At 67.4% G+C, this 19,983-nt stretch carries 21 protein-coding genes and 1 tRNA gene; 11 read left to right on the forward strand and 11 right to left on the reverse strand.

The genetic code is table 11. From position 1 onward, the window contains the following. Positions 1-7: 7 nt before the first annotated feature. Positions 8-868, reverse strand: a complete 861-nt coding sequence (locus tag EV137_RS18235) for a phosphotransferase family protein (RefSeq protein WP_134130101.1) — start codon at positions 866-868, stop codon at positions 8-10. Between the two features lie 32 nt (positions 869-900). Continuing rightward, positions 901-1,440 (reverse strand): molybdenum cofactor guanylyltransferase, encoded by a 540-nt coding sequence (mobA, locus tag EV137_RS18240; RefSeq protein ID WP_238175402.1) that lies wholly within the window; start codon positions 1,438-1,440, stop codon positions 901-903. Between the two features lie 80 nt (positions 1,441-1,520). Between mobA and EV137_RS18245 the strand changes: the two genes are divergently transcribed. The 5 genes from EV137_RS18245 (at position 1,521) to EV137_RS18270 (ending at position 6,388) form a co-directional block, all read left to right on the forward strand. Next, the gene (locus EV137_RS18245; protein ID WP_133997110.1) at positions 1,521-2,312 is read left to right on the forward strand and encodes a carbon-nitrogen hydrolase family protein; all 792 of its coding nucleotides are present in this window, start codon (positions 1,521-1,523) and stop codon (positions 2,310-2,312) included. A gap of 54 nt (positions 2,313-2,366) precedes the next feature. Then, positions 2,367-3,434 (forward strand): Rv2231c family histidinol phosphate aminotransferase CobC, encoded by a 1,068-nt coding sequence (gene cobC, locus EV137_RS18250; RefSeq protein ID WP_134130102.1) that lies wholly within the window; start codon positions 2,367-2,369, stop codon positions 3,432-3,434. 84 nt (positions 3,435-3,518) lie between these two features. Continuing rightward, on the forward strand, positions 3,519-4,052 hold the full coding sequence (locus EV137_RS41075) for a BatC protein (protein WP_202871031.1): 534 nt from the start codon (positions 3,519-3,521) through the stop codon (positions 4,050-4,052). Then, complete coding sequence (locus EV137_RS18265; protein WP_238175403.1) at positions 4,049-5,350, forward strand: cupin domain-containing protein; 1,302 nt, start codon at positions 4,049-4,051, stop codon at positions 5,348-5,350. Before EV137_RS41075 ends, EV137_RS18265 begins: the two co-directional genes overlap by 4 nt. A gap of 96 nt (positions 5,351-5,446) precedes the next feature. Continuing rightward, the gene (locus EV137_RS18270) at positions 5,447-6,388 is read left to right on the forward strand and encodes a ferredoxin family protein (protein ID WP_134130103.1); all 942 of its coding nucleotides are present in this window, start codon (positions 5,447-5,449) and stop codon (positions 6,386-6,388) included. Positions 6,389-6,514: 126 nt separating this feature from the next. On the opposite strand, the gene EV137_RS18275 is transcribed toward EV137_RS18270, so the two are convergent. Beyond that, positions 6,515-7,114: a gamma carbonic anhydrase family protein gene (locus EV137_RS18275; RefSeq protein WP_134130104.1), complete on the reverse strand. Its 600-nt coding sequence runs from the start codon at positions 7,112-7,114 to the stop codon at positions 6,515-6,517. A gap of 784 nt (positions 7,115-7,898) precedes the next feature. On the opposite strand from EV137_RS18275, the gene EV137_RS40620 reads away from it, so the two are divergent. Continuing rightward, positions 7,899-8,048, forward strand: a complete 150-nt coding sequence (locus tag EV137_RS40620) for a hypothetical protein (RefSeq protein WP_166679925.1) — start codon at positions 7,899-7,901, stop codon at positions 8,046-8,048. Between the two features lie 214 nt (positions 8,049-8,262). Further along, positions 8,263-9,177 carry a phosphotransferase gene (locus EV137_RS18280; RefSeq protein WP_166679926.1) on the forward strand — a complete coding sequence of 305 codons (915 nt, stop codon included), beginning with the start codon at positions 8,263-8,265 and terminating at the stop codon, positions 9,175-9,177. Positions 9,178-9,471: 294 nt separating this feature from the next. Here the strand turns inward: EV137_RS18280 and EV137_RS18285 are convergent, their stop codons facing one another. After that, positions 9,472-10,689, reverse strand: coding sequence for an MFS transporter (locus EV137_RS18285; protein WP_134130106.1), 1,218 nt, complete (start codon positions 10,687-10,689; stop codon positions 9,472-9,474). A 76-nt stretch (positions 10,690-10,765) separates the two neighbouring features. Continuing rightward, positions 10,766-12,001: an MFS transporter gene (locus tag EV137_RS18290; RefSeq protein ID WP_134130107.1), complete on the reverse strand. Its 1,236-nt coding sequence runs from the start codon at positions 11,999-12,001 to the stop codon at positions 10,766-10,768. A gap of 242 nt (positions 12,002-12,243) precedes the next feature. On the opposite strand from EV137_RS18290, the gene EV137_RS18295 reads away from it, so the two are divergent. Then, a tRNA-Ser gene (locus EV137_RS18295) sits at positions 12,244-12,332 on the forward strand. Positions 12,333-12,361: 29 nt separating this feature from the next. Here EV137_RS18295 and EV137_RS18300 read toward each other — a convergent pair. From EV137_RS18300 to EV137_RS18310, 3 genes are all read right to left on the reverse strand, one after another. Next, positions 12,362-12,844 carry a DinB family protein gene (locus EV137_RS18300; RefSeq protein WP_238175404.1) on the reverse strand — a complete coding sequence of 161 codons (483 nt, stop codon included), beginning with the start codon at positions 12,842-12,844 and terminating at the stop codon, positions 12,362-12,364. A 27-nt stretch (positions 12,845-12,871) separates the two neighbouring features. Beyond that, on the reverse strand, positions 12,872-13,396 hold the full coding sequence (locus EV137_RS18305) for a hypothetical protein (protein ID WP_134130108.1): 525 nt from the start codon (positions 13,394-13,396) through the stop codon (positions 12,872-12,874). 273 nt (positions 13,397-13,669) lie between these two features. Beyond that, positions 13,670-14,428 (reverse strand): DinB family protein, encoded by a 759-nt coding sequence (locus EV137_RS18310; RefSeq protein WP_134130109.1) that lies wholly within the window; start codon positions 14,426-14,428, stop codon positions 13,670-13,672. 127 nt (positions 14,429-14,555) lie between these two features. On the opposite strand from EV137_RS18310, the gene EV137_RS18315 reads away from it, so the two are divergent. Both EV137_RS18315 and EV137_RS18320 read left to right on the forward strand, forming a co-directional pair. After that, the gene (locus EV137_RS18315; RefSeq protein ID WP_134130110.1) at positions 14,556-15,554 is read left to right on the forward strand and encodes an acyltransferase domain-containing protein; all 999 of its coding nucleotides are present in this window, start codon (positions 14,556-14,558) and stop codon (positions 15,552-15,554) included. After that, complete coding sequence (locus EV137_RS18320) at positions 15,545-16,306, forward strand: alpha/beta fold hydrolase (protein ID WP_134130111.1); 762 nt, start codon at positions 15,545-15,547, stop codon at positions 16,304-16,306. Before EV137_RS18315 ends, EV137_RS18320 begins: the two co-directional genes overlap by 10 nt. Here EV137_RS18320 and trpD read toward each other — a convergent pair. Then, positions 16,303-17,331, reverse strand: a complete 1,029-nt coding sequence (gene trpD, locus EV137_RS18325) for an anthranilate phosphoribosyltransferase (protein WP_202871032.1) — start codon at positions 17,329-17,331, stop codon at positions 16,303-16,305. The two genes, EV137_RS18320 and trpD, sit on opposite strands and share 4 nt — an antisense overlap. A 144-nt stretch (positions 17,332-17,475) precedes the next feature. Further along, positions 17,476-18,225: a glycoside hydrolase family 16 protein gene (locus EV137_RS18330; RefSeq protein WP_134130113.1), complete on the reverse strand. Its 750-nt coding sequence runs from the start codon at positions 18,223-18,225 to the stop codon at positions 17,476-17,478. Positions 18,226-18,299: 74 nt separating this feature from the next. On the opposite strand from EV137_RS18330, the gene sigJ reads away from it, so the two are divergent. Further along, on the forward strand, positions 18,300-19,190 hold the full coding sequence (gene sigJ, locus EV137_RS18335; protein WP_134130114.1) for an RNA polymerase sigma factor SigJ: 891 nt from the start codon (positions 18,300-18,302) through the stop codon (positions 19,188-19,190). Here the strand turns inward: sigJ and EV137_RS18340 are convergent. Beyond that, entirely contained in the window at positions 19,171-19,944 is a 774-nt protein-coding gene (locus tag EV137_RS18340; protein WP_134130115.1) for a phosphotransferase family protein, read from the reverse strand. The genes sigJ and EV137_RS18340 overlap by 20 nt on opposite strands. Between the last annotated feature and the right edge of the window lie 39 nt (positions 19,945-19,983).

Below are 19,983 nucleotides of genomic sequence, written 5' to 3' on the forward strand. Positions count from 1 at the left end.
GTTCGTCTCAGCGTTCGACGAGTTTCGCCAGATCCTGTGCGATGGAGTCGAGGTAAGTGGTCTCGCCTATCGACTGGAACCAGTCCCATAGCTCGAGCGAGTGATAGAGCCGGTAGAGGTCGATCCGGTCCTCGGGTACGGCGCCGTAGCCGTCGGTGAGGCCGGCGAGCTTCTCGGGGTTGTCGTGGGCGGAGTACTGGATCGTCTTCGCGAGATCGATGAGTGGATCGGCGGCGATCGCGTTCTCCACGTCGATGAAACCGTTCACGCGCCAGGTGGTCGGATCCACGAGGATGTTGCCTTCGTGGAAGTCGTTGTGACACAGGACGGCTGCCCGGTTGTCCGCGAACAGGTGCGCGTGCTGTTCGACGTGGGCCGTGATCCCGGCGTGCAGCTTCGGGTCACCGCCGAGCTGCTCGAACTCCTGCAGCTTCTTCGCGAACTGCCGCCGCATGTACTGATCGTTGTCCGGCAGCGGGTCGAGGATCTGATCGGTCAGATAGCCGTACGCCGGTTGCGCGATGCGGTGAACGCGCTGCAACAGCTCGCCGAGTTGCGCGTACATCGCCCGCCAATCGGGCGGCTCGGCCTCGGACAGCGGAACGCCGTCGACCTTCGACAGCATCGTGACGCCGTCGCCGACGTGCATCACCCGTGGGATCGAGCCGGTGAGCTCCTGCTCCAGCATCCCGTAGACGTGTACTTCTTTCGCCTGCTTCCAGAGCCACTCCGGCGCGTAGACCTTCACGATCACCGGGTCTGCGGACGTGCGCACCTCGTACACGGTGCTCAACTGCCCGCCGGTGCGCTCCACAACCTCGCTGACGTCGAGGCCGATGACGTCCCTCACCAGCTGCGCGACATCCATGCGTCGAACTTATTGTCGACGTCCAGCGGTTTTCAGCCGTCTAGGTCCGACCAGGTGTCGACGTCGTCGCCTGCGTGGGTCGGTTCGGTCCAGGCGAGGTCGAGGCCGGCGAGCGTACGGCGTACCGACTTGTCTCTCGGGTCGCCTACGTCGTGGATCGCCTTCGCCAACGCGGTACGCCGGTACGCGGCCGCGAGCTGCTGCTCCCGGCCGTCGGTGTCGCGCAGCCCGTAACCGTCGTGCTCCGCGAGCCCCTGGACGAGCGTCGTCACGTCGGCCTCGGTGATCCACGGCAGGTCACAACTCACCACCACGACGACCGGTGCCGTCCCATGCTGGAGTCCGGCCGCCAGCCCCGCTACTGGCCCGCCCGACGGCGGGTCCTCAACCGTCCAGTCCACTTCCCGGTACGTCGTACGCACCGGGCCCACGACCACAGTCGAGGCGGCCCCTGCCGTCGCCGTCAACACCCGGTCCAGCAACGACAGCCCGTCGAGCACGAGCATCGCCTTGTCCACACCACCGAACCGAGTGGACCCGCCCCCCGCCAGCACCACCACGTCGAACTCCACCGCAGCAGTCTCGCACCTGTCCGGCGCCACCTGCGCGGTGCGGCTGAGGCGCCGCGAGTTTTCTGCGGCACCATGGAGAGATGAGGATTGCCGTGGTGCAGACCGCCAGTAGCTACGACAAGGTCGCCAACCGGGACGCGGTCAGCCGTCTGGTCGCGGACGCCGCGCAGGGCGGGCCTGACCTCGTGGTGCTGCCGGAGGCGATGATGTCCGACTTCGCGGTCGAGGGGGAGTCGGTGGCGGAGGCTGCCGAGGCGCTCGACGGCGAGTTCGTCACTACGCTCCGGAAGGCTGCGGTCGAGCACGGCGTGGCGATCGTGGCGGGGATGTTCGAACGCAGCTGCGACCAGCATCGTCCGTACAACACACTCCTGGCTGTCGGCGCGGACGGCGCACTGCTCGGCGCCTATCGCAAGATCCACCTGTACGACGCGTTCGGGTACAAGGAGTCCGACCAGCTGACACCTGGTGACGTAGCCCCGGTTGTGGTCCAGATCGGCGACCACTCGCTCGGTCTGATGACCTGCTACGACCTGCGCTTCCCAGAGCTCTCCCGCGCGCTTGTCGACGCAGGCGCCGAGGTGCTCGTCGTCCCGGCCGCCTGGGTCCGTGGACCGCTTAAGGAGCACCACTGGACCACACTGCTCACCGCCCGTGCTGTGGAGAACACCTGCTACGTCGCAGCGGCTGCACAGAACGGCAAGAAGTACTGCGGTCTCAGCCAGGTCATCGACCCGCAGGGCATCGCACTGGCGTCCGTGGGTGAGGCAGACGGGCATGCGTTCGCTGAGATCTCAGCCGAGCGACTGGCCGACGTACGCAAGCGCAACCCGTCCCTGCAGAACCGTCGGTACTCAGTCACTCCTCGCTGACCAGTGCGCGGACCGGCTGGCCCGAGGAACTCACTGACCCGTTAGCCTCCTGGCGTGGCGGATGGGTTTGATCTGGAGCATCACGGCGATCTCGAGGTCGGTGAGGGGCTGGTCGACCTCGCCGTCAACGTCCGCACGGGCACACCCCCGTCCTGGTTGCTCGACGCGATCACAGCGAGTCTGACCGATCTGGCGGCGTACCCACGGCAGGACGCCGCCGTTGCCGCGGTCGCGCACCGGCATGGTGTCGCGGCGGACCGGGTGCTGCTGACCGCGGGGGCTGCGGAGGCGTTCGTGCTGATAGCGCGGGCGTTCCGGCCGCGGCATCCGGTCGTGGTTCACCCACAGTTCACGGAGCCCGAGGCGGCGTTGCGTTCGGCCGGGCACCTGGTCGACCGGGTGATCCTGCGGCCCAAGGACGGGTTCACGCTGGACCCGTCCGCCGTACCGGCTGACGCTGATCTCGTTGTCATTGGTAACCCCACCAACCCGACATCGGTGCTGCACCGCGCCGACGGCCTGCGCGAACTGGCGCGACCCGACCGGATCCTGGTCGTCGACGAGGCGTTCATGGACGCCGTACCCGATGAGCCCGAGTCGCTCGCCGGCGCGTCGATCCCCGGGCTGGTCGTGGTGCGGAGCCTGACGAAAACGTGGGGACTCGCGGGACTGCGGGTCGGGTACGTCATCGCCGGCGCGGGTCTGATCGAGCAGCTGGCCGCGGTCCAACCGCACTGGCCGGTGTCCACTCCTGCGCTTGCGGCGGCAATTGCCTGCAGCAACGAGCGTGCCGTCGCGGAAGCGGCCCAGGCTGCGCTCGACATCGAACGCCAACGTGTCCATCTGCTTGACAGTCTCGGAACGGTCAGCGGACTTTCGACGTACGGCGTGGCGCGGGCTCCGTTCGTTCTCGTTCACGTTCCGGGGGCCGCGGAGGTGCGGGAATCCCTGCGTGCACAGGGGTTTGCGGTACGGCGTGGAGACACGTTCCCGGGACTCGGGCCGGACTGGTTGCGGGTCGCCGTACGGCCTGAGGACGTGACCGACGGGTTCGTGAAGGTGCTGTCGGAGCTGCTGCCGTCCAATCGAGTTGGCGCTGTAACGCGCGTGGGGTTTAGCTGAGGTCCTCTTTGCGCACAAGATGACCAGTGCCCCGGTTGGTATTCCCTGGGCAACTTTCTGGCCGTTCGCGAAGGGAGCAGCACAATGGGTCTCAACGATGACGACATGAACACCTCGTCCGAAGGTGGCGAGGGCGGCGGCGAGTACGGAGGCTCGAGCGGCTCGACCGCCGCACCCGGCGGCGGGGGCGGCGGGTACGGCGAAGAAGGTCCGGCCGACGGTGGCGCGTCGCAGGGCACCCAGGACGGCGGCGCCGACGGTGGCGCTGACGGCGGCGCCGACGGTGGCGCTGACGGTGGTGCCGGTGGAGGCGGCGGCTACGGCGAAGGTCCGGCCGACGGTGGCGCCTCACAGGGCACTCAGGACGGTGGCGCCGACGGTGGTGCCGGTGAAGGCGGCGGCTACGGCGAGGGCCCGGCTGACGGCGGCGCGTCGCAGGGCACCCAGGACGGTGGCGCTGACGGCGGCGCTGCGGGCGGGGCCGGCGAAGGTACCGCGGACGGCGGCGCGAACCCCAGCGGGACCGATGGCGGTGCTGACGGTGGCGCGGGCGGCTCTGATGGTGGTGCCGATGGTGGCGCGGACGGCGGCGCCGGCGGGAACTCCGGAAGCTGGTGACCACTGTGCCGGAGGCCGGGCAGTTCCCGCAGAACAACCATCCGGCCGCGCAGTCGGCGGCCGATGGCGGTGAGCAGTTGCGAGACGACCGCCCGGCACTCCGGCGCTGTGTGGCGGGGGATCTGGACGAATTCGCCAACTCCTACTGGGGTTCGCGGGCACTCTTGTCCCACGGCCCCGACCTCCCCGCGCCGTACGACGACCTGTTCAGTCTCGACGCCGTGGACGAACTGCTGTCGCGCCGCGGCCTACGGACGCCGTTCCTGCGGATCGCGAAGAACGGGTCGGTGGTCGGAGACAGCCAGTTCACCGGACCAGCTGGTGCCGGCGCGGAGATCGCGGACCAGGTACGAGACGACAAGGTAGCCGCGCTGTTCGCCAGCGGGCACACCGTCGTCCTGCAGGCACTGCACCGGACCTGGCCGGCATTGGTCGACTTCTCCACCCAGCTGTCCGCGGACGCTGGTCACCCGGTGCAGATCAACGCGTACATCACTCCGGCCGAGTCGCAGGGGTTCTCCGCGCACTACGACGTACACGACGTGTTCGTATTGCAAGTAGCCGGCGAGAAGCATTGGACCATCCACGAGCCGGTTCATCTCGACCCGCTCCGCAACCAGCCGTGGACCGACCATGCACGGGCCGTTCAAGAGGCCGCCCGCGACCAGGCTACGGTGATCGACGAAGTCCTGCGGCGCGGTGATGCGCTGTACGTGCCGCGCGGCTTCCTGCACTCGGCCAAGGCGCTAGGTGGTGTGAGCGCACACCTGACGGTCGGGATACACACACTGACGCGCTACCTGCTCGTGCAGGAGCTGGCTGCCCTTGCTGCGGATCAGGCGTCCCTGCGCACCGCACTACCTCTCGGCTTCGATCCTGGCGACCCGGAGCAACTAGCCCAGGTGCTGCCGCAAGTGGTCGAACTCTTCACGCAAGAGCTCCGTACGGCGACCCCGGACGCATTGGCCAACCGCCTCCGCCGCCGTACCTGGTCGAGCAACCGCCCAGCTCCACTCCCACCGCTGGCGCACGCCGCGTCCATCACCTCCCTCGCCGTCGGTACGACGGTCCGCCTCCGTGCCGGTCTCCGCTGCCGTCTCGTCCCCGGCGACCCGCTCGTCCTCCAACTCCCCGACCGAACCATTACCTTCCCGCCCGCCACGACCGCAGCCGTCACGGAACTCGTCTCGGGCGCCGACTGCAAGGTGGGAAACCTCCCGGGCCTCGACGACGCCGACCAACTCGTCCTGGTCCGCCGCCTCCTCACCGAGGCAGTCCTGGTCGCCACGGCCCAGTGACCACGGCCCAGTGACCACGGCCCAGCGACCACGGCCCAGTGACCATCGCGGGTGACCATCTGCTAGCTGAAGTCGGCGACCGTATCGTGAGGTGGCGTGGACCTCGGTGACATCAGATACCGACCGGAGACCGGCTGCGCGGCGCAGGCTGACCTCCGTCACGACTCCCTGACCGCGACCGCTCCGCCGGCCGAGCGCTGGCTCCTCATCGAGTCCCGCTCCGCCTGGCCCCGCCAAGCTCTGACCTCCCTTCGAAACAGCTCGTCCGGTGCCGAACTGGGTGATGTCGTTGCGCGCCGATGCCGCGAGTTGAGCATCCGGCCCGTACTGATCCGCCGGTACGGCCGGGTCGATCGGACTGGTCCCCGGCGCTGGGGACTGGTGGACTGCCGCCCCGGCCGCGAACTCGTTCGCTGGGGCGACCTGCCGACGGACGAACACCTACTGAACGTCCTCGCCGGCAAGGACCTGGGCCTGGTGAGCACTGCGCCGGTCTACCTCGTGTGCACGCACGGCCGACACGACGCGTGCTGCGCCGTCCGCGGACGCCCGGTCGCTGCGGCGCTGACTGCCGCCTACCCAGAACGCACCTGGGAATGCAGCCACATCGGCGGTGACCGATTCGCCGCGAACATTGTCGTGCTACCGCATGGCCTGTTCTACGGGCACGTCGCACCGACCCGCGCCGTCGAACTCGCCAAGCAGTACGACGAGGGTGCCGTCGTACCCGATCTCCTCCGTGGATCAGGTGCGTTCGTCCCGCCCGTCCAAGCCGCCCAGCACTTCGCCCGCGCTGCGGGTCACTCACCCGCGGTCGACAACCTCCTTCCGCAAACCGTTGAAGTCATCGGCGAGCACCGCTGGCGAATCCTCCTCGCATCCACCAACGGAACGGCATCAGGATCTTCGCCGGCCCGGCGCCTGATCGCCGTCGAAGTCTCGGCCCGCCTCGACACCGTCGACGCCCGCCTGACCTGCGCAGGTTCCTCTCCCGCCCAGATCCGTCACTTCGAACTCCACAACCTGACCACGGCCTGACCTGCGCAGGTTCCTCTCCGGCCCAGATCCGTCACTTCGAACTCCACAACCTGACCACGGCCTGACCCTGTTTTGACCACTGTTGCCCGCTGCCTGACGGCTACCGCCTGACCGTCACCTGAAGGGTCAGGTCGGGTCTGCCGGGCGATCCGAAGCGTGCTCGCCGTAGAAGGCTGACTGGCGCGCCATGATGTCGCGCATGGACGTACCGCGAGGTACGCCGTACACCGTGCCCGGGAAGTCCAGGTCGCGCTGGATCTGCCACAGCTCCTCGTGCCGGTCGGGGGAGAAGAGCTGGGCCGGGTCGCCGACGGCGATCCATCCGATCGGGAGGACCGTGCCTGCTTCCAGCCGCGAGTTCACGTGCAGCACGCTGTTGATCCGGAGCTCCGCGCCTGCGCCGGCGACAGAACCTGGGAACAACGCGGCGCCCGTGGCGATGAAGACTTCGTCCTCGACCGTGGCGCCGTTGACATGTGCATGGGGACCTATCAGGACCGCGTCGCCGATGAGCGCGGGATGATCGGCCCGGCCGCGCACCAGGGCGTTCTCCATCACCACACTGTTCTCACCGAGCCGGATCTCGCCGTTCTCCGCCGTCAGCACCGCACCGTGCAGGACCCTGCTGCCTTCGCCGAGGACGACGGCACCGCAGAGCACGGCCGATGGGGCGACGTACGCGGATTCGGGCACGACCGGTCGACGGCCGCGATGTTCCAGCAACATCTGCTGTCCTCTCGTCGCGTGATCACCTCGCTCCAGCTTGTACCAAAGTCGGTTGTGCGGAATCTCCACTGCCCGGGCCCTCACAACCCGGGCGGCGGTGTCCTCCGGGCCGTCCACATCGGGGGTGGCAGGCTCGGTCCGGCGGACAATCCGGGTGGAGAACCGCGAACTGAGCCAACATTAGAACAGATGTTCGATCAGATGCAACGTATCCTGACAGGTCAGGATGTGATGTCTCAGGACAACGGTGACGGTTCTGTATCAGGACAGCGGTGACTATGGATGTGTCACGACTTCCGTGACGGTTCGGCCTGGTTTGGGCGTGGTCCACCGGGGTCTGCCGTTGCCGATGTAGGTCGTGCTGCTGGGTGCATCGTCGACCGTTCCATTGGCCCACAGGACCCGCCGACTTACGAAGTCGACCAGGACGCCGATGCCAACGATGATCACTCCGGGCGGCCAAGCTCATCCTTCAGGGCCTCTTCATGCCGCTCCGAGTGTGGTCGGGTTAGCGTGCAGTGGGGGCGCTGCGAGGCGATCGTCCGTGCTAAATTCGTGCGAAAGCGCGAGCTTAGTCTCTAGTCGGGGCGCAACGGCGCAAGACGCCGAAAGGGCAAGGCCCACCTACTCCAGCTCAACCCTGGGAGGGACGCCATGCCCATACTCGAAGCCGTCGCGGATGCCGGGCCACGACCACCCGACGCCGCGAAGCCCATCCTGCTCGACGCCGCGCGGCCGGTCCTGTGCGTTCGCAATGTACGGGCGGCGCGTGCACTTGCGGTTCGTGCATGAGCCGGTGCTCGCTGCAGACACCGCGCGCGAGGAAGGGCTCATCATGGCCTTCATCGAAGCCCGAAACGTCAAGGAGTTGTACGCGGAGTACTCCCGCAAGGTGAGCCCGGCGCTGGTGATCTCGCGGCAGGCGTGGAGCTAGCCCAGAAGCTCACCAAGCAAGCCTAGGGCGGCACGGACTTCACCGTGCGCGACCTAGACGGCAACACAGTCGCCTTCGTCAGCTGAACGAAAGCCGCAAGCCGAGTCGGTTGCCTCACGCCGGCATCGCCGCGACCCGGCGATCCCGTTCGTTGAATGCGACCGACCCTGGCACTCGGAGCAGGCAAGATCCAACCGGTTAGGAGATGCACAGTATGGCTGTGACAAAGGACGGGCATCCGACGCAGGAGCTGCACACGCTGATTGCGTCGGCACTGGGCAAAGAGCCGATTGACTGGCATCGACCGCACACCGGGCTGTCGGCCGCGTCCTTCGTCGTGGGCTTTGCTGACGGCTCGAGCGCCTTCGTTAAGGCTGCGGTCGATGACCTGGGAGCGAAAGGGCTCCGTACAGAGCATGAGATCGTCTCCAGTATCGATAGCGACCTGGTCGCTCGGGAGCTGGCCTGGCTCGAGGACGGAGATCGCCCGGTCCTCGTGATGGAGGACCTGCGTGCTGCGCATTGGCCGGCCGACCATGACCCGGTGACGTGGAAGCCCGGTCAGTTCGATCTCCTGTTCGCGGCACTGCGGCGGGTCGGTGAGCTGCCCCCGCCGGCATCCCTTCCGTCAGCCCGGGACGGATTCCGGCCGCAGTGGCCGTTGATCGAGCGCGAGGCGGATGACTTCCTGGCGCTCGGCCTGTGCAGCGAGGCCTGGTTCAGCGCTGCGCTCGATGGACTGGTGGAAGCGGAGGGCAACGTCCCAGTCGGGGGTGATGCGCTGGTGCACAACGACGTCCGGAGCGACAATCTGTGTTTCGTGGGTCGACGCGTGGTGCTGGTGGACTGGGCCCAGGCCATTCGTGGGAACCCGCAGCAGGACCTCGCTTCGGCACTCGCTACGTTGCCACTCGAAGGCGGCCCAGATCCGTTCGACGTACTACCTGATGGAGGGCCTTGGGCGGCCCACATCGCCGGTCAGTACGCTCGCCGGGCCGCCCACGAGACGCAGGCTCCGCAGTGGCTCCGCATGGTCTTTCAACGTATCGCCGTGATCTGCCTCAGCTGGGCATCCCGCTCGCTCGACCTGCCACCTTGGACCGGAGCCCGCTGGCACGAGATCCGCTGACAACGGCAGCTGATCACGCGCCGGTCAACAAGATCCCTCACAAGCACACGGCAGGTGCGGCGCGACCAGCGAGTCGGCGTACGCTCCCCTGACTTCCAAGCTGACCATCGCGGCTGAGCGCGCCTACTAACGCGGTTGCTAGCAAGAGCCCTGGACGATCATAGACAACGGTCGACGGGCCGAGCGGACGACCGAAGTGTCACCACCAAGACCACCAGAACTGTCACCGAAGCTCATACAGAACTGTCACCGATGTTCTGCGACATGACACCTGACAGGTCAGGAATCAGCCGCTCAGATGCGCTCGGAGCTCAACCGCGGAGCCACCCGGGCGAGCACGTAGATCGTCAGACTCGCGATCAGCGCGAGCGCCGCGAGCGCCATCCACGGCAGCTCGTGACGCACCTCGAAGAGCTGCGCGAAGAACGCCGGTGCCAGCACGCTCGAGAAGGTGAACGAGTACTGCCAGTACGACAGGTATTTCCCCCGCCCGACGGTCGGCGAGATCGCGGCCGACAGCGCGTTGTTCGTCGCCGCGTGTAGTACGTCGGCGAACGCATAGCAGGCCGTGGCGAGTACCAGCACCGGCACAACCCATCCAGCCGCGATATGCACCTGTAGCGCCATCAGCAGCGCCCACACGGCGTACGTGATCCCAGCGACCACCATGACGTTCGTACGCCGCCGCCGCTCGGTGTGCCGTACGACGAGCGTCTGACCGGTGGCCAGCACGACAGACGTCGCCGCGATCAGTACGCCGATCAGCCACTTCGGTACTGTCAGCGCTTCAGCGACGTACACCGGCACGCCGACGCCGAGCATCATCGTGCAGAGCGCCAGTAACGTGTTGGCGCCGATCAGTGCCAGGAACGTCTTGTCCTTGCGCAGCAGCGGCGCCGGGCCGCTGTCCTGGTACGTCCGCTGGTGGTGCGACGGGTGCAGCCGCAGGAGGAGCAGCCCGGCGAGGTAGAACGTCACCGCGTTGAGGGCCATCGCGATCAGGAACGGTGCGTCTCCGCCGATCGCCAGCAGCCAGCCGGCCACCAGTGCGCCCAGAGCGAAGCCACCGGCCTGCATCATCCCGCCCAGGCCGAACCACCTGTCCCGCTCGCCCTCGTCGGCGACGTCCGCGAGCAGGCTGAAGATCGCCGACCAGAACACCCGCTGGCCGGTCGTCGTGACCAGCGCGCACAGGAACAGCAGCCACATCGATCGCCCGAAGAAGAAGCCCGTGAACGCCAGCCCCTGAGCGAACTGCGCAGCCACGACGAGGTTCCGCGGTCCGACGCGATCGATCACCTGACCCACCACGGCGGGTGCCGCGATGGAGAACAGCGTCGCGACGGTCAGCATCACGCCGGCGGTCCCGAGCGGGATGCCGGCGACCTTGTTGAAGAACAGCAGCACCAGCGGCCCGGCGCAGCCGCCGCCGAACGAGTCGATCGCCAGTCCGGCCAGCAGTGGGACCCGGCCGCGGACGTTCGGGAGGCCGAGTGACGCGGCTGCGGGCATGGCGGAGCGCTCCCATCGGTCTTTTCGGCGGCTGGCGAACCGTAGCAAGCGCCCGCGAGCCCATTCCATCCGATTTTCAGTCAGTCGTGCCTACCCGACGTACCGAGACGTTCCGCAGTGGACGCCAGGCGACGGCTGTCATCGCCACCATCGCCACGAAGGCGATCGCGAACGGTGCGGCCAGACCATACTGCTGCGCCAGTACGCCGCCAAGCGCGGAGCCGATCGCGGCACCGCCCACTGAGGCCAGGAGGTACACGCTGTTCACCCTGCCCATCAGAGCGTCCGGTGTGGCCAGCTGACGCGCTGTAGTCGACACAATGCCCCACACCACGGCGTGGACGCCGAACACAGCCATGGTCGCGCCGGCGACCCACGGGTTCCTGGTGAGCGCCAGGATCAGGTGGACCGTCGTCTCGATGACCAGTCCGGCGCGGAGGAGGGTCACTGACCCCACGCGCGGCTCAAGGAAGTGGTACGTCGGCATACCGAGCACACCGCCCACGGCACCGACCGACACGAGCAGACCGAACTGGGTCTCGCTCAGCCCCAGCTGCTCGCGCGCGAACAACACCCAGGTCGCGAAGGCGGCACAGAAGGTGATGTTCATGACCAGGATCGACAGGGCGAGCGTCCGTACGCCGGAGTGATGCCAGAGCCAGCGCACTCCTTCGCGCACCTCATGCAACACAGCTGCGCCGGAGTGGTCGGGCAGTGGCGGTCGTACAGCGACGCGAGCGATCAGGGCCGCGGCGGCGGCAAAGGTGACCGCGTCGAAGACCAGGGGGATGCCGGCACCTGCAGCGAACAACAGCGCGCCCAACGGTGGTCCGCCGAGTTGCTGGAGCACGGTGCCGCTGGCGAACAGTCGAGCGTTGGCCTTGCCGAGGTGGAGCTTCGGTACGGCGCTGACCAGCAATGCACCGGACGCGTTATCTGCCAGCGTTTCCGCCGTACCGAGAAGGAACAGGGCGAGGTAGACCGCCCAGAGCGGCGCGGTGTCGAGCAGTACGGCGAGACCGAGCGCGGCCAGGACGATCGCGCGAAAGGTGTCCGCGGCAACGATCATCAACCGGCGGTCGAGCCGGTCGACGAGGACGCCGCTGAACAGGGCGAAGAGCAGCCAGGGCAGCTGCTGGACGAAGGCAGCGGCCCCGACCGCTGCAGGTTCATTGGTGATGGAGGCGACGAGCAACGGGCCGGCGGCGCTCAGGGCGCCGTCGCCGAGGTTGGAGATGATCGCGGCCGGGAAGATCCTGCGGAAATCAGGTCCGAGCTCTGCCGGGACCAGGTACGCACCGAGGGAACGCATAGGAACTCCTGAGGGCATGACGAAGCGATGGACGCCGGCTGTGCAGCCGGCCGGTTCGCCCGGTCAGAGCGTCAGCGCGCCGACCGGCCGGTGTGTGCGATGCCCTCGAACGACCGAGACATTGCTCCCACCTCCGTCCATACCCTCAGCGGCGCCGCGCCGCTGCGCCGACCATACCGGCCCCTCCCCACCCCCGCACTCAGTTTCCACCCGGTATCCTCAACCCTCGGCGGCAACCGCCAGGAGGGTTCGCATAGCGGCCGAGTGCGCTGGTCTTGAAAACCGGTATGGCGGGTGACCGTCATCGTGGGTTCGAATCCCACACCCTCCGCTCTGAGTCGATCGATGTCGGCACACCTGCTAGTAGCCGCGTGTGCCGTCGGTTAGTTCTCGGAGGATGTCGAGGTGGCCGAGGTGGCGGGCGGTTTCTTCGATTACGTGGCCGAGGATCCAGCGGAGTGAGACGAGTGGGAGTCCTTCGGGAGCCCACCGCTCGAGTTCGTCGAGATCATGATCGGCGACGATCTGTCGTGAGATCTCACACTGTGCGTCGTAGGTGTCCAGGAGGACGGACAGCGGCTCGGAGAGGCTTGGTGTGGATGGTGTCGGCTCGCCCAGAAACGATCGAACGAACCAACCCAGCTCGACACTCGTGAGGTGGTACACCAGCCAGGCGATGCTCATCTGGGGTGAGGTCTCTGGCAAGAGCTGGCGACGCGCGTCCGCATCGGAGAGATCTGCACACTTGAGCCGCACGGTCTGTCGTTGCCAATCGAGCCACCCGCTCAGCATGGCCTTCTCATCTGCGGCGGGTTCCGGTCGCTGACGGGGATCCTTGTCCACATCGCAAACTCCACCACATAACGGCGGTCAGTCTGTTTTGAAGGTGAAGGTTTTGAGGACGGGTTCCACTGCGGCTAGCCGTTCGGCTCGTTGGACGCCGCAGCAGATTTCGATGTTGATGGCGATGTTGCCGTCGGCGCCGTTCTTGCCAAGGTCGAGTAAGTAGACGCGCTGCGACGAGCCTTCGATCGAACTGGCTTCCCAGTGCACGCCGGCGCTGAGGCCGCTTCCGATCAGGGTCGACGCCTTGGGATTGCCGGCTACGTCGATGACGTAGCCGGTGAGGCCGCCGACGGTCACGGCTTCCGGTGTGGCTGGTTTGAGCCACTTGTGGTGTGCCAGCCAGGTTGTGATCTCTTTGGCGGAGGTGCCGACGCCGGGTTCGGGTTCCTCCGCGCCGGTGGTCGCGGCAGCGCGTACGTCGCGCCAGACGCAGACACAGGGATGGTCGTTGGCGACCAGAGTCAGACCGAACTGGCCGGGTTCGTCTTCGAACATCTTCCAACCGGCCGGCACGGTGTAGGTCAGCGGAGTCTTGAAGATCTCGGACACATAGGTACCCGCGGGCAGCGGCTCGCCAGCTACAGGTCGAACACCACTCGACGAGGCCGTGGGGCTGCTCGGGGACGGGGACGCGCTCTGGTCTGCGGAGCACGCAGGCAGAATCACCAGCACCGCGACAGACAAAGCAGCAGTCAGCCGCTTGATCGAACCGTGTGACATCTCGACCCCCCCGGGCAGGGCGGGAGTCTGCGCAGACGACCGCTGCCGCCCCCTGTTGGCCTGGCCCGCCCCACCTTCGACCCTGCGCCCATATCGCGTGGACTACAAGACCGGGGCATCACTCGCCCCGCGCGGGATCACCCGAGCAGCCTCGATGGTGTTGAGGTCTCGGGTGGTGAAGCGGTGGTGCTCCCAGCCTTCGCCGAGGATGACGTGTAGGCAGGAGCGGGTGGTTTCGGGGTGGGGGCCGTGCGGGTTCTTGCGGGGAGTGTCCAGTTCGGCCGGGGTCACGGTGGCTATGAAGTCGCGGACCATGGCGAAGCGGCCGGCGTGGGCCTCGAGAACTTCGGCGTACGGCGGTTTCTCGGTCAGCGCGTCGTCGGCGGCGTGACCCAGGCCGAGCGGATGGAAGTCCTCGCGTTCGAGGATCGACCGGCCGAACCACAGGTCGATCGCGTGCACCAGGTGCCGCAGTGTCTGCGCGAACGACCACTCGCCGTCGACAGACACGTCGGCGCTGCCTTCCGGCATACCCGCGACGCGTTCGATCGTCGCCGACCAGGTCTGCTCGAGCTTGGCCCAGGCGACGCGGAGACCGTCGGGGTCCTCGGCACGCCGGTCCGCCCGGCCGGGGAAGCGGCGGTTCAGCTCGGCTTCGACGTACGCCGCGACTTCGACACCGTTCACCGTCAGGCTGGCCCCGGGCTCGGCCAGCCACGGCGCGTCGATGTCCGCGCCCTGGATGTCGACTCCGCGCATCACCGCGCCGGACAGATCGGACTCGACGAACCGAGCCCCGCGCAGGTTCGCCTCGAAGAACTCCGCGCCTTGCAAGTCGTCGGACTGCCCGAACTTCGCCATGCCATCTCCCTGGTTCGCTTGCCGTGCGGCGAGCCTAACGGTGACCTAGGACACAAAAGTCGTGCGTGCGACGGGCGGCCCGTGGTGAGGTCGAGGGACAGACCGAGCGCGGCGGAGGGAACAGGTTGTGGATGTTCTGAGTGCGGCGGAACGAGTGGGCTTCACGAAGCGGGACCAGACGCGGTTCGAGGGCCTGGAGGTCGGCACCGGCCCGCAATCGCCCGAGGATGCCGAGGAGCTGCTGGCGTACTGCGGTGTGCACCCGGCTGATCGTGACGCGATGCTGGCGGCGCGTCCGGACCCGGACCGCGACCCGGAATGGTGGGCGATCGCATGGGCGCTGGCAGGCGAGGTTGAGCGGGACCTGGATGTGGCGCTGCCGTCCACAGGTTTCAGAGGCTGGCCGGCAGTGCCGCGGAGTGCGTCGCCCGTCGGATTGTTCGCACCGGCGTGGGCGTTGCTGGCCAACCTGCCGAGGTTGCGTGAGCTCCACGCCCAGCGGGGCGTACCAGAGTCCGTGACTGTCGCAACCGTCTCGGCGCTCGGCGGAGTGATGCATACGCACCGGCACATCTTCGGCTGCGCGGGCGTCGGGCTGATGCCGCTCTGGGGTCCACCACTGAGATTCCGGGGTGCCGACTACGAGATCGGTCGGCATGACTTCACCCGTACCCACATGGGCCTGGGCGATGGTGTGTCCGGTCACGTGCTCTCCATTCACATCCCACCGACTGGGCGACTCGACGCACAGGAGTCAGAGGAGTCCGTCGCAACTGCAGTCGAGTCGTTCGAGCGCTGGTACCCGGAGGAGCCGCTCGCGGGGCTGGTGTGTCACTCCTGGCTGCTGCACCCGCAGTTGGGCGAGTACCTGCGCCCGGAGTCGAAAATCATGCGTTTCCAGAGCCGCTTCGACATCCTCCCGCTCCTGCCACCAGAGGACCCGACCGAAGGCGACCGTGAGCTGATGCGGCTAGGACTGCACCTTGACGTACCTGACCATCAGCTGACCGACGAGGACCTCGACAGCGTCCCACAGGAGACCACTCTGCAAAGGGCATTCGTCAAGCACCTGCGAGCTGGCGGGCATTGGTACCCGCGGACGGGCATGCTGAAGAGATGGAGCTGACGATTCCGGTTGGACAGGACACGGTCTGGGCTGAGCATCTGGCTGGCGACGGTGTGCCGATAGTGCTGCTGCATCCGGGGATCGGGGACTCTCGTGTGTGGGATCCCGTGCTGCCCGGGCTCAATGGTCGGCGGGTCGTTCGGTACGACGTCCGTGGGTACGGGCGTTCGCCGCAGCCGACAGGTGAGTTCTCGCTGCGCGGCGACCTGGAGACGGTCCTGGGCCAGCTGAACCTGGAACGCGTACTGCTGGTCGGCTGCTCGATGGGCGGCCGTGCGGCGCTCAGCTTCACGCTGGCTCATCCGGAGCGCGTTCACGGCCTGGTGCTGTTGTGTCCGGGAGTGTCCGGCTTCCCGATGCCCGAGGAGCCGGAGCTCGACGCGGAGTACGACGGACTGATTGCCAAGCGGGATGTGGAGGGGCTGGTGCAGCTCGGGCTGCGGCTCGGGGCTGCTGCAGGGGCCGACGATGCTGCGGTCGCTCAGCTTCGCGCCTCGGCTCCAGCATGGCTCGACCAAGACGAGTATCTGAAGCCGGATCCGCCCGTCTACGACCGGCTCCACGAGATCCAGGCGCCGTCCGTCGTCATGGTCGGCGACAAGGACCGTCCGATCCTCGCAGCCGTGGCCGGCGGGACGTCCGCACGGATTCCCGGCTGCGAGTTCATCTGGCTACCCGGCGCCGACCACTTGCCTAGCCTCCGCGAACCGCAACTGGTGACCGACACCATTCTCCGGTTTGCAGGCGACTAGGAGCGGCTGGTCCAGCGGTCGAGCACTGCTGCTGATCGACCGCTGTCCACAGCCTCTCGGCACCGCTCGAAGCAGTCGGCCAACGGTTCCAGACCGGACTCCAGTGTCAGCGTCGCCAGTGCGGCCGCTGCGTTCAGCAGTACGACGTCACGCACCGGACCGCGCTCTCCGTCGACCAACCCGCGCAGTAGCCGTGCGTTGAACGCTGCATCGCCACCACGTAGCTCAGCCAGCGACGAGGGTCGTAGCCCCAGTGAGCGTGGGTCGAAGACCACTTCCGATGCAGAGCCGCCATGCACCACCCAGAGCCGCGAGTAGCCAGTAGTGGTCAGCTTGTCGAGCCCGTCGTCGCCGCGGGCGACCAGCGCGGACCGGCCCTGTTTGGCGAGCGCACCGGCCAGCACAGGCAGCATGCGCGGATTCGCTACGCCAACTAGTTGGTGCTGCGGGTTGGCCGGGTTCAGCAACGGTGCGAGCACGTTGAAGGCGGTGGGGACCGCCAACTCACGCCGTACCACTGCAACTTGGCGCAGAGCTGGGTTGAAGCGTGGAGCGAACAGGTAGGTCAGTCCGACGTCCGCAGCCATCTCGGCGGCGTCCGCAGCGGACAGGTCGAGTGGAACACCCAGATACTCGACCAGGTCTCCGGAACCGGCGGCTGACGAGGAGGCGGCGCGTCCACCGTGCTTGACCACAGTGACACCAGTAGCGGCGACAACCACGGCTGCCATCGTGGAGATATTCGCTGCACCGGTTCGATCGCCACCTGTCCCGACGATGTCCACGAACGCTCCGCTGATCCGCACTGGCGTCGCGTGCGAACGCAGTACGTCGGCCAGCCCGTTGAGCTCATCCGCGGTCTCACCCTTCGCCCGCAGGGCAATCAGGAACCCGGAGATCTGGGACGGCGACGCCTCGCCCAGCACCAGTTGGTCCATCGCCCAGCCGGTGTCCGCCGTCGACAGGTCGGAGCCGGCCAGGAGCGCGGAGATCAGACCGGACCACGTCCGGAGTGTTGTCGCCATCGGCATTCCTCAGGGTGCTGGGCCGCCCACGAGGAGAACATGACAACGGCCGCCTCGCAGGAGACGGCCGGGTGGGTACGCGCGGATTCAGGCCGTCAGGTCGACGGCCCACCACATACTCGCGCGCTGGAACATGCCCCGACCTTAGCGCACCCGAACGTGGTCGACGACAAAGCTCGGGACATGGTCCCTCCCGGACTGCTCCGGGAAGTCGAAGACCGCGAGCATCAACTGCATCGGGTACGTCGGAGCGCCCTGGCAGCTGCGGATCGCGGTGCCGTCGACGGAGAACGTCGCCGTACCGCCGGACCACTCGACCGCGTACGTGTGGAAATCCTGTACGTCGATCGGCAGCCGCACGGCCTCGAAGTCCTGCGGTACGGCGGGGTCGCGGATGGTCTTGAGACCCATGCCGACCGCTGCGGACTCACCGGGAACGAGCGCGTCGCCGAACACCTCCATGACGCAGATCTCGCCACAGCGATCCGGCTGATCCTCCAGCCCGACCATCCAGAGCGACACCATGGATCCCGGAGCGATATCGGCGCGGGCGCGGAGCTCGACGTACCCACCGTCGGAGGTCAAGCCCCAGAACGGCTCCTGCTCCTCCCTAACCACCAGACCGTCCCGGTACGGCTGCTGACCGACCGCGCTGCCGACAGGACCCGAGTAGTTGCCCGACTGGATCCCGGAGACCCGCAGGTCTGGCTGATGATCGCCAGCGCACCAGAGACCCTGCTCGACAGGGATGCTGAGCGTCAGACAGGAGTCGGCCAGCTGGTAGGTCGCAGCAGAGGTGGCGCGGGAGCTCCAGTGCGGTAGGTAGTACGGCGACCAGACCGACAGGTCCAGGGCCTGCGCGTCGAAGTCGTCCGCGAACACCCGGTGAGTCATGACCCCATGATCGGCTGATCCGGCTGCTGTCACATCATGGTGGGCTGATCCGTCAGGGGACTGAGGAGGTAGCGGTGGACGAGCATGAGCAGCTGGCGCGGCGGTTCGAGGAGAACCGTGGGCACCTGCGTGCTGTCGCGTACCGGATGCTCGGATCGCTGCCTGAGGCCGAGGACGCCGTACAGGAGGCCTGGCTGCGGCTGAGTCGTACTGACGTGAGTGACGTCGGCAATCTGGCCGGCTGGCTGACCACGGTGGTGTCGCGGGTGTGTCTGGACATGCTGCGCAGCCGCAAGTCGCGGCGGGAGGACTCACTCGACACGTACGTGCCGGACCCGGTCATCGGTCGTGTGGACGGTGAACTGGGACCGGAGGACGAGGCGGTCCAGGCGGATGCGATCGGCCTGGCGTTGCTCGTCGTACTGGAGACTCTGTCGCCGGCCGAGCGGCTGGCGTTCGTGTTGCACGACATGTTCGGCGTCGGGTTCGACGAGATCGCCACGATTGTGGACAAGTCGCCGGCCGCGACGCGTCAGCTGGCGAGTCGGGCGCGGCGGCGGGTCCAGGGTGCGCCGGCGAGTGACGGCGACGTCAGCCGGCAGCGGGCCGTCGTCGAGGCCTTCATGGCTGCGTCGCGCGGCGGTGACTTCGAGGCGTTGCTAGCACTGCTAGATCCGGACGTGCTGCTGCGCGCCGACGCGGGTACGGCGAGCGCCGAGTTCGCCGGACCGGCCGTGTCGAAGCTGGTCCGCGGCGCGAAGGCAGTCGTCGAGCAGGCGCTCATGTTCAGCCGTATGGCGCCGTACACCCAGCTCGCGCTGGTCAACGGGCTGCCCGGTGCGATCACGGTCGTCAACGACCGCTTGATGGGCGTCATGTCCATCACCGTGACCGACGGCAAGATCACTCAGATCGACATCTTGGCCGATCTTGACCGCCTCGAAGTCATCCCGCTACCAGCCTGAGCAGCCGATGCGCCTGCGCCTCCGCGGTCCCTGGTGGATTGCGGTCGGCGCTCGGCCCACCCGGCCCGATCAGCGTCAGCCAGAACCCGGCCCACAGGCAGCGCGCCGCTCGGAACCGTGCAGGGTCCGCGGAGAACCGCCGTACCAACGACGTCGGGTCGGTCTCTCGCCACGACAGGTGCTCGACCAGGTTCGCCAGTTCGACGGTGCGATCACCCAACCCGGCGTCCTCGAAGTCGACGATGCGGACCCGCGCGCCGTCCCACAGATAGTTGGTGAGGTTGGGATCGCCGTGGGCAACCACAGGATCGTGTACGGCGGTCAGGTCGGAAGGCTCGTTGTCGAGCCAGGCACGGGCGGCCTCGGCGATCACGCCCTCGGTGTCGCGAAGCGCGACGAGCCCCGATCGCGTGCGGTCGACGAGCGCTTGCAGATCGATCGGCGCGAGACCGTCGACGGGCACCGACCAGAGTGACTGCAGAGCATCGCCCAGAGCTGTGGTCTGGGCGGAGGTAAGCGAGCCTCCGAGCGGTTCTCCGGGGACGACCGTCATCGTCAGCGACGGCGTGGGGTCTGTGGACAACTCGAGGGGAGTGGGCGTGAGGCCGGGTGCGGCGCGGGAGAGCACTGTCAGCGCGGCCCATTCGCGGGCCGGCTCGTCGCGGGGCCACGACGCGTAGCGCTTGGTGAGGGTACGTCCGGAGATCTCGACCGAGTGAGTCATCGAGAAAAGTTTGGCGGATGTGTCGATCATCGGCGATCTCCTTCGACGTATGGGCAGGAAGCGGATACG

It is taken from the genome of Kribbella pratensis (assembly GCF_004366075.1).
Classification (GTDB): domain Bacteria; phylum Actinomycetota; class Actinomycetes; order Propionibacteriales; family Kribbellaceae; genus Kribbella; species Kribbella pratensis.

Bases quoted from the DNA above. Each gene is read 5' to 3' on its own strand.
- EV137_RS18285 (WP_134130106.1), bottom strand. From the start codon at position 10,689: ATGCCCGCAGCCGCGTCACTCGGCCTCCCGAACGTCCGCGGCCGGGTC.
- trpD (WP_202871032.1), bottom strand. From the start codon at position 17,331: ATGGCGACAACACTCCGGACGTGGTCCGGTCTGATCTCCGCGCTCCTG.
- EV137_RS41075 (WP_202871031.1), top strand. From the start codon at position 3,519: ATGGGTCTCAACGATGACGACATGAACACCTCGTCCGAAGGTGGCGAG.
- EV137_RS18320 (WP_134130111.1), top strand. From the start codon at position 15,545: ATGGAGCTGACGATTCCGGTTGGACAGGACACGGTCTGGGCTGAGCAT.
- EV137_RS18310 (WP_134130109.1), bottom strand. From the start codon at position 14,428: ATGGCGAAGTTCGGGCAGTCCGACGACTTGCAAGGCGCGGAGTTCTTC.
- EV137_RS18290 (WP_134130107.1), bottom strand. From the start codon at position 12,001: ATGCGTTCCCTCGGTGCGTACCTGGTCCCGGCAGAGCTCGGACCTGAT.
- EV137_RS18340 (WP_134130115.1), bottom strand. From the start codon at position 19,944: ATGATCGACACATCCGCCAAACTTTTCTCGATGACTCACTCGGTCGAG.
- EV137_RS18245 (WP_133997110.1), top strand. From the start codon at position 1,521: ATGAGGATTGCCGTGGTGCAGACCGCCAGTAGCTACGACAAGGTCGCC.
- EV137_RS18330 (WP_134130113.1), bottom strand. From the start codon at position 18,225: ATGACTCACCGGGTGTTCGCGGACGACTTCGACGCGCAGGCCCTGGAC.
- EV137_RS18235 (WP_134130101.1), bottom strand. From the start codon at position 868: ATGGATGTCGCGCAGCTGGTGAGGGACGTCATCGGCCTCGACGTCAGC.
- EV137_RS18275 (WP_134130104.1), bottom strand. From the start codon at position 7,114: ATGTTGCTGGAACATCGCGGCCGTCGACCGGTCGTGCCCGAATCCGCG.
- EV137_RS18280 (WP_166679926.1), top strand. From the start codon at position 8,263: ATGGCTGTGACAAAGGACGGGCATCCGACGCAGGAGCTGCACACGCTG.